At 71.3% G+C, this 13,577-nt stretch carries 13 protein-coding genes; 4 read left to right on the top strand and 9 right to left on the bottom strand.

The window, feature by feature from the left end; translation table 11 throughout:
- Positions 1–88 precede the first annotated feature (88 nt).
- The gene (locus AC0IW9_RS23460; protein WP_471650733.1) at positions 89–2,146 is read right to left on the bottom strand and encodes an HWE histidine kinase domain-containing protein; all 2,058 of its coding nucleotides are present in this window, start codon (positions 2,144–2,146) and stop codon (positions 89–91) included.
- Between the two features lie 322 nt (positions 2,147–2,468).
- Here AC0IW9_RS23460 and AC0IW9_RS23455 point away from each other — a divergent pair, with 322 nt between their 5' ends.
- Positions 2,469–4,865, top strand: a complete 2,397-nt coding sequence (locus AC0IW9_RS23455) for a 1-deoxy-D-xylulose-5-phosphate synthase N-terminal domain-containing protein (RefSeq protein ID WP_471650732.1) — start codon at positions 2,469–2,471, stop codon at positions 4,863–4,865.
- Position 4,866: 1 nt separating this feature from the next.
- Here AC0IW9_RS23455 and AC0IW9_RS23450 read toward each other — a convergent pair whose 3' ends face one another.
- Entirely contained in the window at positions 4,867–5,715 is an 849-nt protein-coding gene (locus AC0IW9_RS23450) for an ATP-binding protein (RefSeq protein ID WP_471650731.1), read from the bottom strand.
- A gap of 127 nt (positions 5,716–5,842) precedes the next feature.
- On the opposite strand from AC0IW9_RS23450, the gene yajC reads away from it, so the two are divergent.
- Both yajC and AC0IW9_RS23440 read left to right on the top strand, forming a co-directional pair.
- Positions 5,843–6,190 carry a preprotein translocase subunit YajC gene (gene yajC / locus AC0IW9_RS23445; RefSeq protein ID WP_471650730.1) on the top strand — a complete coding sequence of 116 codons (348 nt, stop codon included), beginning with the start codon at positions 5,843–5,845 and terminating at the stop codon, positions 6,188–6,190.
- On the top strand, positions 6,187–6,627 hold the full coding sequence (locus AC0IW9_RS23440) for a hypothetical protein (RefSeq protein ID WP_471650729.1): 441 nt from the start codon (positions 6,187–6,189) through the stop codon (positions 6,625–6,627). Before yajC ends, AC0IW9_RS23440 begins: the two co-directional genes overlap by 4 nt.
- A gap of 101 nt (positions 6,628–6,728) precedes the next feature.
- On the opposite strand, the gene AC0IW9_RS23435 is transcribed toward AC0IW9_RS23440, so the two are convergent.
- Positions 6,729–7,367 (bottom strand): superoxide dismutase, encoded by a 639-nt coding sequence (locus AC0IW9_RS23435; protein WP_471650728.1) that lies wholly within the window; start codon positions 7,365–7,367, stop codon positions 6,729–6,731.
- A gap of 104 nt (positions 7,368–7,471) precedes the next feature.
- Here AC0IW9_RS23435 and AC0IW9_RS23430 point away from each other — a divergent pair, with 104 nt between their 5' ends.
- Positions 7,472–8,299 carry a phytoene/squalene synthase family protein gene (locus tag AC0IW9_RS23430; RefSeq protein ID WP_471650727.1) on the top strand — a complete coding sequence of 276 codons (828 nt, stop codon included), beginning with the start codon at positions 7,472–7,474 and terminating at the stop codon, positions 8,297–8,299.
- 32 nt (positions 8,300–8,331) lie between these two features.
- Here the strand turns inward: AC0IW9_RS23430 and AC0IW9_RS23425 are convergent, their stop codons facing one another.
- From AC0IW9_RS23425 to AC0IW9_RS23400, 6 genes are all read right to left on the bottom strand, one after another.
- Positions 8,332–8,520: a hypothetical protein gene (locus tag AC0IW9_RS23425; RefSeq protein WP_471650726.1), complete on the bottom strand. Its 189-nt coding sequence runs from the start codon at positions 8,518–8,520 to the stop codon at positions 8,332–8,334.
- A gap of 85 nt (positions 8,521–8,605) precedes the next feature.
- Positions 8,606–9,436 (bottom strand): ABC transporter permease, encoded by an 831-nt coding sequence (locus AC0IW9_RS23420; protein ID WP_471650725.1) that lies wholly within the window; start codon positions 9,434–9,436, stop codon positions 8,606–8,608.
- 2 nt (positions 9,437–9,438) lie between these two features.
- Complete coding sequence (locus tag AC0IW9_RS23415) at positions 9,439–10,461, bottom strand: extracellular solute-binding protein (protein ID WP_471650724.1); 1,023 nt, start codon at positions 10,459–10,461, stop codon at positions 9,439–9,441.
- The gene (locus AC0IW9_RS23410; RefSeq protein ID WP_471650723.1) at positions 10,458–11,477 is read right to left on the bottom strand and encodes an ABC transporter substrate-binding protein; all 1,020 of its coding nucleotides are present in this window, start codon (positions 11,475–11,477) and stop codon (positions 10,458–10,460) included. The genes AC0IW9_RS23415 and AC0IW9_RS23410 overlap by 4 nt, the downstream gene beginning before the upstream one ends.
- Positions 11,474–12,502 (bottom strand): extracellular solute-binding protein, encoded by a 1,029-nt coding sequence (locus AC0IW9_RS23405; protein ID WP_471650722.1) that lies wholly within the window; start codon positions 12,500–12,502, stop codon positions 11,474–11,476. The genes AC0IW9_RS23410 and AC0IW9_RS23405 overlap by 4 nt, the downstream gene beginning before the upstream one ends.
- Positions 12,499–13,575, bottom strand: coding sequence for an ABC transporter ATP-binding protein (locus AC0IW9_RS23400; RefSeq protein WP_471650721.1), 1,077 nt, complete (start codon positions 13,573–13,575; stop codon positions 12,499–12,501). The genes AC0IW9_RS23405 and AC0IW9_RS23400 overlap by 4 nt, the downstream gene beginning before the upstream one ends.
- Positions 13,576–13,577 lie beyond the last annotated feature (2 nt).

The following is a 13,577-nucleotide window of genomic DNA, read 5'->3' as shown; positions in this document are numbered from 1 at the left end:
ACTGCCGATATGATCTGCCCAAACCATAACCGCGGCGCCACCGCAAGCGGGCAGGGCGGCAACCCGTCGTTATCGAGCCGGTGTGCCATCAAGCCTGGTCGAGTCCCTGGGCCACCGCCCGGTCCTCCGTCGCCATGCCGTCCCGGTCCCCCAGCACCCGGGACAGCGGCACCGTCACGATGCAGCACAGCCCGGTCTCCCGCCAGCGCAGCTCGGCATTCCCGCCGAGCTGATGGCGCAGCGTGGTATCCAGCACCCGGGTCCCGAAGCCGCGCTGGCGCGGCGCATCCGCGACGGGCGGCCCGCCCGTCTCGGTCCAGCGCAGGCACAGCACGCCGGCCGCCGGATCGGCCTCCCACAGTACCGTCACCCGGCCTTCCGGCACCGCCAGGGCGCCATGCTTGACCGCATTCGTCGCCAGCTCATGCACCGCCATGGACAGCGGCTGCGCCGCGGTGGGCGCGACGAGGACCGGCGGTCCCTCCAGCGCCACCAGCGGCCCCCGCGCGCCATTGGCCTGGGGGCCGAGGAAGGGCGCGAGCTCGCCCTCCAGCAGCACCCGGAGGTCGGCCCCGGTCCAGCGGCCGCGTGCCAGCACGGTCTGCGCGCGGGCCAGCGCCGCCACCCGGCCCTCCACCGCCGCCACGAAATCCTGCCGGCTGCCGGCCCGCGTCAGCCGGATCACCGCCTGCACGACGGAGAGCGCATTCTTCGCCCGATGGTCGATCTCCTGCATCAGGAAGCGCTGCCGCGCCTCCGCCTCGCGCAGCGGCGTCACGTCGATATGCGCCCCGACCCAGAGCCCCGGCCGCTGCCGCGGGCGCAGCGCGCTGGCCTCCGCCGGGACCGGCGCCGCCCGCACCAGGCAATGCCGCCAGCCGCCGTCGCGGTGGCGCAGCCGCACCTCGGCATCGAAGGGCTGGCCGCTCCCGGTCGCCGCCTCCCAGCGCTCGGCCGCCATCGCCCGGTCCGCTGGGTGGATGGCGTCCTGCCAGCCGAAGCCGCGATACTGGGAGGGGGTCTGCCCGGTGAAGGCCTCCCAGCTCGGCTGCGGCGCCGGCATGGCGCCGGTTTCCAGCCGGGCCCAGACCACGTCGGCAGCCACCTCGCTCAGCGCCCGGTAGCGGGCCTCGCTCTCGCGCAGCGCCCGCGCCGCGGCGCGCCGCATCACGTCCTCCGCCTGGGTTGCCCGGTCGGTCGCCTCCCGCCGCGCCCGCTCCACCGCCAACCGTCCCAGCGCAAACAGCGCCACCAGCGCCGGCACCGCAACCCCGAGCTGCAGCGCCATCATCGAAGCCCAGTCGCCCAGGATGGCGCCGCGGTCGCGCCCGGCCACGGCATAGACCGGCCAGCCCTCCAGCCGCCGATAGGCCGTCAGCCGCCAAGTCCCGTCGATGCCGGAGACGCCGCTGCTCAGGCCCTGCGCCACGCCCTCGGCCATCGCCTGGCGCAGCTGGCTGGTGGCGGGCAGGGCCGGTGCCGGCTCCCGCAGCACCGGCGTGCGGGCGAGGAAATGACCGTCCTCCCGCATCATGGCCACGACATCGCCCGGCGCCGCCAGCAGCCGGGCCAGCCCCTCGCCGATCGCCTGCGGATCGACCGAGATGGTGACCACGCCGTCGAAGCCATCCGGCGCCGGCGGGTTGCCGCTGCCGCTGCGGCGCTTGGCCACGGCGAAGTGGAGCGTGCCGGTCACCTCGTCCCGCTGTACCCGGCCGACGAAGACGCGCCGTGCCCCGGCCACCCGCAGCGCCTGGAAGACCTCCCGCTCCGCCGCGCCATCGAGTGCCGCCCGGAGGTCGCCGTGCAGCAGATGCACCCCCGACCGGTCCAGCACATGGCCGGAAACCAGCAGCGGCATCGTTCCCAGCAGCCCGGCGAGGCCCGCCTGCAGCTCCGGCGCGCGGGAGGTGATCTCGGCGTCGCTCAGCCCGCGCAGCTGATCGCCCACCCGGTCGACCATGAGCTGCTGGCCTTCCAGCACCCGCAGCGCCAGCTCGGCCGCGGCATCGGCACTGTGGAGCAGCTCCGTCGCGGCCTGACGCCAGGCGGCCCGCCAGGACAGCCAGCCCCCGGCAGCCAGCATCAGGACCGGCAGCGCCAGCACCGCGACCGTGAGCCAGCGGCTGGTGGCCCAGCGCGGCACCGACCCGGGGTCCCTTCCGCCGGACGGTGGCCGTTCCGGCATGGCGCCCCGCTGTGCCCCACTGGTTCCAGTCCCCGCTTCGACACTCACGGCCAAGCCATTGTCCCTTTTCGGTGGATCGCAACCAGATGATGGGGAATGCACCATCTTCTTCTGCACCTATAAGGCGAAACTCTGCCCACGAATGCGTGTGCACCGCCGGCTTCGCCCAGGTGTTGCCGCGGTGCAGCGATCTGAGACGCGCATCGTCCCCCTGTGCTCTTGCCGTCGGCCACCCACCGGGGCCAGATGCAGCCTGTCTAAGAATGCGGGAGTGGCCAGAATGAACGTCGTGACGAGCAGCGGGGCCAACCTGGTGCAGGCCGACCGCGAGTCGGAGACCGAGCGGCTGCGGCTGCTGCATGCCATCGAGCGCAAGCTGCTCTGGCTCTCGGCCTGGATGATCCACCATGCCAACCACGTCCGGCCGAACCGGGACGGGCTGAAGGTCGGCGGCCACCAGGCGTCCTGCGCCTCGGTCATCTCGATCATGACCGCCCTCTACTTCGAGATCCTGAAGCCGCAGGACCGGCTGGCGGTGAAGCCCCATGCCGGCCCGGTCTTCCATGCGGCGAACTACCTGTTCGGCCGCCAGACCAAGGAGAAGCTGGCGACGCTGCGCCAATTCGGCGGCATCCAGCCCTATCCCTCCCGGGTGAAGGACGGGCCGGAGGTCGATTTCTCCACCGGCTCGGTCGGCCTCGGCGTGGCGCTGACCAGCTTCGGCGCCCTGGTGCAGGACTATGTCCGGCTGCATGGCCTCGGCCGCGCCGATATCCCCGCCGGCCGCCACATCGCCATCGTCGGCGACGCGGAACTGGACGAGGGCAATATCTACGAGGCCCTGCTGGAAGGCTGGAAGCACGATGTCCGCGATGTCTGGTGGATCATCGACTACAACCGCCAGAGCCTCGATTCCGTGGTCCAGGACCGGCTGTTCGGCCGGATCGAGGGCCTGTTCCGCGACATGGGCTGGAACGTCGTCACCCTGAAATACGGGCGCAAGCTGGAGGCAGCCTTCGCCCGCGAGGATGGCGACCACCTTCGCCGCTGGATCGACGATTGCCCGAACAGCCTCTACTCGGCGCTGACCTTCCAGGGCGGCGCCGCTTGGCGCGCCGTGCTGCTGACCGACCTCGGCCGCATCGAGGGCATCCGCGCCATCATCGACCCGCTGTCGGACGAGGAGCTGGGCGCGCTGATGACCAACCTCGGCGGCCATGACGTGGCGACGCTGCTGGAGGCCTTCCGCGCCCAGGATGCCGCCGGCGACCAGCCGACCTGCTTCATCGCCTATACCATCAAGGGTATGGGCCTGCCCTTTGCCGGCCACAAGGACAACCACTCCGGGCTCATGAGCAAGGAGCAGATGATCGGCTTCAAGGCCGAGATGGGCATCCCCGACGGCGCCGAATGGGACCGCTTCACCGGCCTCGACGTGCCGGAAGCCGAGCTGCAGGCCTTCATCGACAGCGTGCCCTTCGCCACCCCGGTCGCCCGCGAGGGCCGCCGGCTGGAAAGCCCCGCGGTGCCGGTGCCGGAGAATTTCCCGCTGCCCCGCGTCCCCGCCGGCCGCAAGCTCTCGACCCAGACCAGCTTCGGTGAGGTTCTCGCCGAGCTCGGCCGCGGGCAGGGGGCGGCGGCCGCCATCGCCAGCCGCATCGTCACCACCAGCCCCGATGTCACCGTCTCGACCAACCTCGGCGCCTGGGTCAATCGCCGCGGCGTCTTCGACCGCCACCTGAAGAACGACGTCTTCCGCGACGCCAAGCTGGCCTCGGCGCAGCGCTGGGGCATGTCGCCGGAGGGCCAGCACATCGAGCTCGGCATCGCCGAGCAGAACCTCTTCCTGCTGATGTCGGCGCTCGGCCTGTCGCATTCGCTCTACGGCGCCCGGCTGCTGCCGGTCGGCACGGTCTACGACCCCTTCGTCAACCGCGGCCTCGATGCGCTGATCTATGCCTGCTACCAGGATGCCCGCTTCATGCTGGTCAGCACGCCCTCCGGGCTGACGCTCGCGCCCGAGGGCGGCCAGCATCAGTCGGTCAACACGCCGCTGATCGGCATCGCCCAGGACCGCCTCGCCAGCTACGAGCCGACCTATGCGGACGAGCTCTCGATCCTGATGCGCTGGGGCTTCGAGCATATGCAGAAGCCCGACGGCAGCGCGGTCTGGCTGCGGCTCTCGACCCGCGGCCTGGAACAGCCGCAGCGGGTGCTGGACCCGGCCGCGGTCATCGCCGGTGGCCACTGGATGCACCCGCCCGCGCCCGGCGCGCGGATCGCCATCGCTTTCCAGGGCCCGGTCGCGCCCGAGGCCATCGCCGCCTTCGAGGAGCTCCGCTCGGAGGAGCCCGGCGCCGGCCTGCTCTGCATCACCAGCCCGGACCGGCTGCATGCCGGCTGGCTCGAGAGCAAGCGCAAGGCCCGCGGCGGCTTCGGCGCACCGAGCTGGGTCGAGGCGCTGCTGGCGCCGCTTGCCGCCGATGCCGCCATCGTCACGGTGCTGGACGGCCATCCGGCCGCCCATGCCTGGCTCGGCTCGGTTCGTGGCCAGCGGGTGGTGCCGCTGGGCGTCGACCACTTCGGCCAGTCCGGCGATATCCCCGACCTATACCGGGAATACGGCCTCGACACCGACAGCATCCTGGACGCCTGCGCGCAAGCGCTGCTGGGCTAGTTCAGTCGACCGCGACGCCGACCCGGCCGGCGAGGTCCTGGATGAACTGCCAGGCCACCCGGCCGGACCGCCCGCCGCGGGTCACCGACCACTCGTTGGCCTGCCGCCGCAGATCCTCCTGCGACAGGCCGATGCCGAGCGATGCGGCATAGCCCTCGACCATGGCGAAATAGGTCGGCTGATCGCAATTGTGGAAGCCGATCCAAAGCCCGAAGCGGTCGCTGAGGGAAACCTTCTCCTCCACCGCCTCCTGGCCATGGATTGCCGTGCTGCGCTCGTTCTCGATCATGTCGCGCGACATCAGGTGGCGGCGGTTGCTGGTCGCGTAGAACAGCACATTCGCCGGCCGCCCCTCGATCCCGCCATCCAGCACGGACTTCAGCGCCTTGTAGTCGGCATCCTCCTTCTCGAAGGAAAGATCGTCGCAGAAGACCAGGCAGCGGCGGTCCTGCGCCCGCAGGATGTTCAGCAGCTCCGGCAGGGTGCGGATGTCCTCCCGCTGGATCTCGATCAGCGCCAGGCTGCCCGGCTTCTCCGCATTGGCCGCGGCATGCGCCGCCTTGACCAGGGAGGACTTGCCCATCCCCCGGGCGCCCCAGAGCATGACGTTGTTCGCCGAAAGGCCGCGGGCGAATCGCAGGGTATTCTCCAGCAGGATGCTCTTCTGACGCTCGATCCCCTGCAGCAGCATGATCTCGACGCGGGAGACCTTCGGCACCGGCGACAGCCGCGCGACCGGCTCGGCATGCCAGACGAAGGCATCGGCGCCTTCCAGCCGCGGCGGGGCGGGCGGTGGCGGGGCCAGGCGCTCCAGCGCCTCGGCGATGCGGGTCAGCAAGGCGATATCCATGTGATCTTCCCGTGATTGACCCGCGGCCATGGGCGTCCCCCGGCGCCGGACTTGACGCTGGGGGGGTGGCCGCTAGTTTGCGCCCCGCCGCATACGCCAAGCCGGCCCAACAAGGAAATCCCCCGGGATGTTCATCTCCCCCGCTTATGCCCAGGACGCCGCCGCCGGCGGCCCGATGGCGCTGGTCATGCAGCTCGCGCCGCTGCTGCTCATCTTCGGCGTCTTCTACTTCCTCCTCATCCGCCCGCAGCAGAAGAAGCAGAAGGAACACCGGGCGCTGCTCGCCTCGCTCAAGCGCGGCGACCGCGTGCTGACCGCCGGCGGCATCATCGCCAAGGTCATCACGGTGAAGGACGGCGTAGACGAGGTCGAGGTCGAGATCGCGCCGAACGTGCGCGTCAGCGTCCTGCGCGGCACCATCGGCGACGTGCTGAAGCCGCTCGGCGCCGCCGATGCCGTGGCCACCAAGGGGTGAAAGCCTCCCGCCGGGCGCTGGCGGCGCTGCTGCTGGCACCCGGCCTTGCGCCCGGTGGCGCGCGGGCGGCCGACCCCGGCGCCCGGGCGGTCGCCGGCGGCACCCTGGTGCAGCTCGCGGCCCAGGATTCCGTCGCCGTGCTGCTGCGTGGCGCCGCCCGTGGCCGGCAGCAATCGGTCTATGAGGGTTTGCGCCTGCCCGGCCCGCCGGTGGCCCTGGTCGCCGACCGTTGGCTGGTCGGCTGGGGCATCGAGGGCGACCACGGGCTCTTCATGGCCTTCGATACCGAGGGCGAGCGCCTGTTCCTGATGCTGCTGATCGAGGGCGGGCCGATCTACCTGGCGCCGCCGCGCGTGGCGCGCTGGCCGGAGGAGCTGGCCGAGCCCTTCCATCGCTTCGCGCCGGGTCTTGCCAAGGGGCCGAGCTTCGACGGTTAGGAAGGAGGACTGGGGAGAAGGTAGTCTCCCCAGGCCCCTCATCTATTTCTATTGGAAACAGAAAGGCGTTTAGGGGGGATACCTCCCCCTAAACTTCCGGCTTACGCAGCCTGGCCGGACTTCAGCCCGCCGTTCTTCAGCAGCGTCTCGACCACTTCCCAATCGACCAGCTTGTTCAGGAAGTTGTCCAGGTAGTTCGGCCGGACATTGCGGAAGTCGAGGTAGTAGGCGTGCTCCCACACATCGACGCCGAGGATCGGCGTGCCTTCGCCGGTGGCGATCGGGTTGGAGCCGTTCGGGGTCTTGGTCACCTTCAGCTTGCCGTCGGCGCCGACGATCAGCCAGGCCCAGCCGGAGCCGAACTGGGTGACGCCGGCCTGCTTGAAGGCCTCCTTGAAGGTCGCCAGACCACCGAGGTCCTGCTCGATCTTGGCCGCCAGCGTGGCGGGCAGCTTGTCGCCGCCGCCCTTGGGCGACATCACCTGCCAGAACAGGATGTGGTTCCAGTGCTGGCCGGCCTGGTTGAGCACCGGCGCGCCATCGGCACCGGCCTTGCCGGCCTCGGCGACGATGGTCTCGAGCGACTTGCCGGCGAGGCCCTTGCTCTCGACCAGGCCGTTCAGCGCGGTGACATAGGCATTGTGGTGCTTGCCGTGATGGAGCTCGAGCGTCTCCTGGCACATGCCCTGGGCGGCGAGCGCGCTGGTATCGTAAGGCAGCGGCGGCAGGCTGAAGGCCATGGGGTCTCTCCCGTTTGTGGGTGGTGCACCCGGCAGGCCCGGGGGCTGCAGGACAGCTAGGCGGCGGCTTCCCGCGCGTCAAGCAAGCGGGCATGAAGCCTGCCATGTCCGAGACCCCCTCACAGGCCCCGCTGTCGCCGATCGCCGCCTTCGCCCGGGCGCATGACCCGGATCGATTCCTCTGCGCCCTCTTTGCCCCGGCGGAGCGGCGGGATGCCCTCTTTGCCCTGATCGGGCTGAACCACGAGCTGGCCCGCGCCCGCGAGGCGGCACGGACGCCGCTGATCGCGCTGATGCGCCTGCAATGGTGGCGCGACGTGGTGGCCGATGCCGCCGCCGGCAAGCCGCCGCGCCGGCATGAGGTTGCGGGCCCCTTGCATGCCGCCATCGCTGCCGGCCTGCTGGACCCCGCCTCGCTCACCGCCCTGGCCGATGCGCGGGAGGCCGAGACGGAGGAGGAGGGCATGCCGACCGAGGCCGCCTTCCAGGCCTATCTGCGCGGCACGGCGGGTGGCTTCGCGGTGGCGGCGGGGAGGCTGCTCGGCGCCTCCGGCGCGGCGCTGGCCGGCCTGCAGGAGGCTGGCGTGGCCTATGGCCTGGCCGGCGTGCTGCGCAGCATCGGCGCCCTGGCGGGGCAGGGGCGCTGCCTGCTGCCGGCCGAGGCCCTGGCCCGGCATGGCCTCGTCGCCGAAGCGGTGATCGGGGCGCCGGCCCTGGCCGCGCCCCTGGTGACGGAACTGGCGGCAGCCGGGCTGGACCGGGCTGCCACCCTCCGGCTCCGCCTGCCCCGTGGCGCGGTCGCCGCCGGCCTGCCGCTGGTGCTGGCGCGGCGGGACCTCCGGCGGCTGCGGGCAGGGCAGGGGGTGCCGGCGGCCCGTGGACTCGGGGACCGCGGCGCGGTGATCCTGGCCGGTCTGCTCGGCCGGGTGTGACCGCGCCGCACTGACCGGCGCGGTCGCCGCCCTCAGCCGATAGCCTGCGGCGGCGGCATGCTCGGCGGCATCGGCGGGCTCGATGGCGGCACCTCCGGACCCGGGCCCGGGATGGAGGGGCCGGGCTCCGGTGCCGGGCCGGGGCTCGGCGGCATGGGCGGGATCTCCGGGCCAGGGGAAGGGCTGGGGGAGGGGCTGGGATTGGGGATCGGGTCGGACATGAACGGCTCCTTGCTGGGCCGCATGGAACGCGCGGCGATGCCTGCTGTTGCCCGCGCCTGGAATTCCGTTTCTCAGCCCCCGCCCTCAGCCTCGGCGCGACCGCCGCGCCAGCACCGCGCTGCCCACGACGGTCAGGGTCAAGGTCACCACCAGCAGGACGAAGGCCAGCGCCGCGCCGAAGGGCCAATTGGTCCCCTTCACGAACTGGTCATAGACCGCCGGCGCCATCATCTTGAACTGCGGCCCGCCCAGCAGCACCGGCGTCGCATAGGCATTCATGCAAAGGATGAAGACCAGGACGCTGCCCGCCGCGACGCCCGGCAGCGCCAGCGGCAGCACCACACGGCGGAAGCCGGTCAGCGGCCCGGCGCCGAGATTGGCCGCCGCCTCCTCCACCTGCCGGGGAATCGCCTCGATCACCGAGGCCAGGGTCAAGATCATGTAGGGCGCCACCACCGCGACGATGCCGGCGACGACCGCACCGCGCGTGTACAGCAGGGTCAGCGGCTCGCTGATCAGCCCCAGCCCCAGCAGCCCGGCATTGATGGCGCCGTCCCGCCCGAGCAGCGCCATCCAGCCGGCGGCGCGGACCACGTTGCCGACCAGCAGCGGGAAGAGCGTCAGGATGACGGCCAGGCTCTTCCAGCGGCTTTCCATCCGCGCCAGCCAATAGGCGGCGGGAAAGCCCAGCAGCAGCGCGATCACCGTGCAGGACAGCGCCACGCCCATCGTGGTCGCCAGCACGTCCTGGTAATAGGGATCGGCGATGGCGCGGAGGTAGTTCTCCGGCGACAGCGCCTCGATCATCAGCTGCGTCGGGCTGTACTGGTTCAGGCTGATGCGGAACAGCATGGCCATGGGTGCGACCAACAGGGCCAGCACGAGCAGCGCGGCGGGCAGGACCAGGGCCGCCATGCTCAGGCCTTGAACTCGCGGTTCCAGAAGGCCAGCACATCGGGCGCCATCCGCGCCATGTAGCCATAGTCCGGCGTGCGCAGCTTCGCCTGGTCGGCATCGCTCAGGCTGATCTGGGCCGCGAGGTCGGGCGGCAGCGGCGCATCCGTCACCGTCGGCACATAGCCCATGCGCTGGGCGAAGGCGCCCTGGGCCCGCGGGTCCAGCATCAGGTCGATGTAGCGCCAGGCCTGGTCCTTGCCGCGGGCATTCTTCGGCACCGCCATCTCGTAGGTGATGGAGGTCGCGCCCTCCTCCGGCACCACGTGCTCCAGCGACAGGCCGGACTGCTTCCACATGTAGCCGCGCGCCAGCCACATGACGGTCAGCCAGACCTCCTCGGACTTCAGCCCCGCCGCCAGCGCCTCGTTCGAGGGATAGACCCGCGCCCCGAGCCGCTTCCATTCCCGCATCTTGTCCCAGGCCGGGGCGAAGTCGCTGCCGCCGCCGCCGCCGACGATCGCCGCCGTCTCCACGTATTGGGCATAGAGCAGGTCGGAAAGCCCGACCCGGCCGCGGTACTTCGGGTCCCAGAGGTCCGCGTAGCTGCGCGGCGGCGTGGCCACCTTGGCCGGGTTGTACAGGATGACCCGTGCCGAATAGATATGCGGCACCGCATAGGGCTTGCGTAGCGCCGGGATGATGGCGCCCGCCCGCGTCAGCGCCGGCACCGGCACCGGCTCGAAGAGCCCGTGCTGCGACAGCTCGTACATGTCGACGTCGGACAGCGCCGCGACATCCATGCTGCCGCGCCGCGCCTGGCGTTCCGCCAGCAGCTTGGCCTTGCGCGGCGGCGCCGGCGCCAGGTCCTGCACCGGCTCCAGCCCGGCCGGCCGGGCGATCGGCCCATCGAGCCCCTGCTGCAGGATCTCGCCATAGTCGCCGCCCCAGGTGCCGACCACCACCTGGGAACCTTGTGCCCGCGGCAGCCTTGGCGCGCCCGCCGTCAGCGCCGCGACGGCAAGCGCGAGATCCCGCCGCCTCAACGCTTGAATTCCTTGTTCCAGAAATCGATCAGCGCGACCTGGTTCTTGGCGATGTATTCGTAGTCCGGCGTGCGCAGCTTGGCCTGCTGCTCCGGCGTCAGGCTGATCTGCCGGGCGAGGTCGGCCGGCAGGGTCGCGTCGGTGACGGTCGGGGCATAACCCATGCGGTCGGCGAAGGCGCCCTGCGCCTTGGCATCGAGTGCGGCATTCAGGTAGCCGAGCCCGCCCTCCCGGTTGCGGGCATTCTTCGGTACCGCCATCTCGAAGCAGATGCTGGTCGCCCCTTCGGAGGGCACCGCATGCTCCACCGGGATGCCGGACTTCTTCCACATGAAGCCGCGCGCCAGCCACATCAGGCTGAGCCACACCTCCTCGGATTTCAGCGCCGCCGCCAACGCCTCGTTCGAGGGATAGACCTTCACGTCGAGGCTGCGCAGCTCCATCAGCTTGCGCTTGCCCGGCTCGTAGTTGTGGTGGTCGCCACCGGCGACGATGGCCGCCGTCTCCATGTTCTGCAGGTGCAGGATATCGACCAGCCCGACCTTGCCGCGGTACTTCGGGTCCCAGAGATCGGCATAGCTCTGCGGCGCCGCCGTCACCTTGGCCGGGTTATAGAGGATGACCTTGGCCGAATAGATATGCGGGATCGAATAGGGGCGCTTGAGCGACGGGATCGCCTTGGCCAGGTTCGGCACCCGGCCATCGTCGATCGGCTCGAAGACGCCCTGCTGCGCCATGGTGAACATGTCGACGTCCGAGAGGCAGCAGACATCCATGCTGCCGCGCCGGGCGCTGCGCTCGGCGATCAGCTTGGTCTTGCGCGGGTCCTGCGGGCCGACGTCCTGGATGACCTCGGTGCCGCGGGGTGCCAGCAGCGGCTTGTCGATATTGCCGGCGAGCAGGTCGCCGTAATCCCCGCCCCAGGTGCCGACCACGACCTGCGTGGATTGCGCCTGGGTGATACCGGGCAGGCCGGCGAGCAGGCTGGTGGCGAGGGTGCCGCGGCGGGTGATCATCCCTTGAATTCCCTGTTCCAGAAGTCGAGCGTGGCGGCATTGCTCCGCGCCAGATAGTCGAAGTCCTGCACCCGGAGCGCCGCCTGCTGCGCCGGCGTCAGGCCGATCTCGGCCTGCAGCGCGGCGGGCAGCACGGCATCGGTGGTGGTCGGCAGGAAGCCCATGCGCTCGGCGAAGCCCAGCGCCGCGCGGGGGTCGAGCATCGCATCGAGATAGGCGAAGGCCGCCGCCTTGTTGCGCGCATTCTTCGGCACGCAGGCACAGGAGATGTAGGGCGTCGCGCCCTCCGCCGGGATCACCGCCTGCACCGGGATGCCCGCCTTCTTCCACATGTAGGCGCGGCCGAGCCACATGATGGTGGCGCTCACCTCCTCCGACTTCAGCGCCGCCGCCAGCGCCTCGTTCGAGGGATAGACCCGGGCGCCGAGCCGCTTCCATTCCAGCAGCTTGGCATAGCCCGGCTGGTGGTTGCGCTCGTCGCCGCCGGCGGCGATGGCGGCCGCCTCGGTCATGTGGGTGAAGAGCAGGTCGGAGAAGCCGATGCGGTTGCGGAAGCGCTCCTCGAACAGCGCGGCATAGCGCTGCGGCGCCGGCTGGATGCGGGCGGGGTTGGTCAGGATGGTCCGCACCGAATAGATATGCGGCAGGGTGAAGGGCAGCCGCAGCGCCGGGATGACCTTGGCGAGGTTGGGTACCTTCTCCGGCGTCAGCTCCTCCAGCAGCCCCAGCTGTCCCATGGCATGGGTGTCGGCATCGCCGAGGCAGACCACGTCCATGCTGGCGCGGCGGGCGCTGCGCTCGGCGATCAGCCTGGTCCGGCGGGCGGCGGGGGTGCCGACATCCTGCTGCACCGCGATGCCCTGCGGCCGCAGCAGCGGCACCTCGATCTCGCTGCCGAGCAGCGCGCCGTAGTCGCCGCCCCAGGTGCCGACCACCACCTCGGAGGGGGCCTGCGCCAGGGCCGGAGTGGCCAAAGCCGGGGTGGCCAAGGTGGCGGCGATCAGGCCACGGCGGGTCGGTCTCATGCGGCTTCCTCCACGAGGTCGCCCGGAAGGGCCGGCAGCAACCGCGCCTCCGCCGGATTCCACCGCGCGGTGACGGCATCGCCGGGGGCGAGCGTCCGGCGCGGATCGTCCGCGGCCGGCGTCGCCCGGATGGCGAGCAGCTTCGTGCCGCCCAGATCCAGATGGTATTCGGTCTGCGCGCCGAGATAGGTCACCGCCAGCAGCCGGGCCGGCAATCCCTCGCCCCCGGTCTCGACCGAGACCCGCTCCGGCCGCAGCGCCAGCACCGCATCGGCCGGCGCCGCGCCGGGAGCGCAGGGCAGGGTGGTGCCGCCGGCGGCGTGGAACCGGCCGGGCCCGTCCAGCGCCCCGCGCAGCAGGTTGCAGCGGCCGATGAAGCCGGCGACGAAGGCATCCGCCGGGCGCTCGTACAGCGCCTCCGCCGTGCCGATCTGCCGCACCCGGCCGCGGTCCATCACCACCAGTCGGTCGGCCATGGTCAGCGCCTCCTCCTGGTCATGCGTCACGAACAGGGTGGTGAGGCCAAGCCGCTGCTGCAGCGCCCGGATCTCGAAGCGCACCTCGGCGCGCAGCTTGGCGTCGAGGTTGGACAGCGGCTCATCCAGCAGGAAGACCGCCGGGTTCACCACCAGCGCCCGGGCCAGCGCCACCCGCTGCTGCTGCCCGCCCGAGAGCTGCCGCGGCAGCCGGTCCGCCAGCCCCTCCAGCCGCACCAGCCGCAGCGCCTCCGTCACGCGGGACTCGCGTTCGGCGCGGCCGACCTTCCGCATCTCGAGCCCGAAGGCGACGTTCTGCCCGACCGTCATGTGCGGGAACAGCGCATAGGACTGGAAGACCATGCCGGTATCGCGGCCATGCGGCGCGGCATGGGTGACATCGCGCCCGCCGATCAGCACCCGCCCGGCACTCGGCGCGACGAACCCCGCCACCATCCGCAGGGTGGTCGTCTTGCCGCAGCCGGAGGGGCCGAGGAGCGCCACCAGCTCGCCGTCCTGCACGTCGAGATCGACCCGCTCCACCGCCACGGTGGCGCCGTAGCGGCGGGCGAGGCCTTCGAGGACCAGGGTGCCCATGC

The organism is Belnapia sp. AC561, assembly GCF_979252845.1.
Note: the sequence above shows the minus strand (reverse complement) of the source record. Positions and strands in the feature narration are given on the sequence as shown.

Coding starts and splice junctions, on each gene's coding strand:
- AC0IW9_RS23410 (WP_471650723.1), bottom strand. CDS start 11,477: ATGATCACCCGCCGCGGCACCCTCGCCACCAGCCTGCTCGCCGGCCTG.
- AC0IW9_RS23400 (WP_471650721.1), bottom strand. CDS start 13,575: ATGGGCACCCTGGTCCTCGAAGGCCTCGCCCGCCGCTACGGCGCCACC.
- yajC (WP_471650730.1), top strand. CDS start 5,843: ATGTTCATCTCCCCCGCTTATGCCCAGGACGCCGCCGCCGGCGGCCCG.
- AC0IW9_RS23405 (WP_471650722.1), bottom strand. CDS start 12,502: ATGAGACCGACCCGCCGTGGCCTGATCGCCGCCACCTTGGCCACCCCG.
- AC0IW9_RS23425 (WP_471650726.1), bottom strand. CDS start 8,520: ATGTCCGACCCGATCCCCAATCCCAGCCCCTCCCCCAGCCCTTCCCCT.
- AC0IW9_RS23420 (WP_471650725.1), bottom strand. CDS start 9,436: ATGGCGGCCCTGGTCCTGCCCGCCGCGCTGCTCGTGCTGGCCCTGTTG.
- AC0IW9_RS23430 (WP_471650727.1), top strand. CDS start 7,472: ATGTCCGAGACCCCCTCACAGGCCCCGCTGTCGCCGATCGCCGCCTTC.
- AC0IW9_RS23435 (WP_471650728.1), bottom strand. CDS start 7,367: ATGGCCTTCAGCCTGCCGCCGCTGCCTTACGATACCAGCGCGCTCGCC.
- AC0IW9_RS23450 (WP_471650731.1), bottom strand. CDS start 5,715: ATGGATATCGCCTTGCTGACCCGCATCGCCGAGGCGCTGGAGCGCCTG.
- AC0IW9_RS23455 (WP_471650732.1), top strand. CDS start 2,469: ATGAACGTCGTGACGAGCAGCGGGGCCAACCTGGTGCAGGCCGACCGC.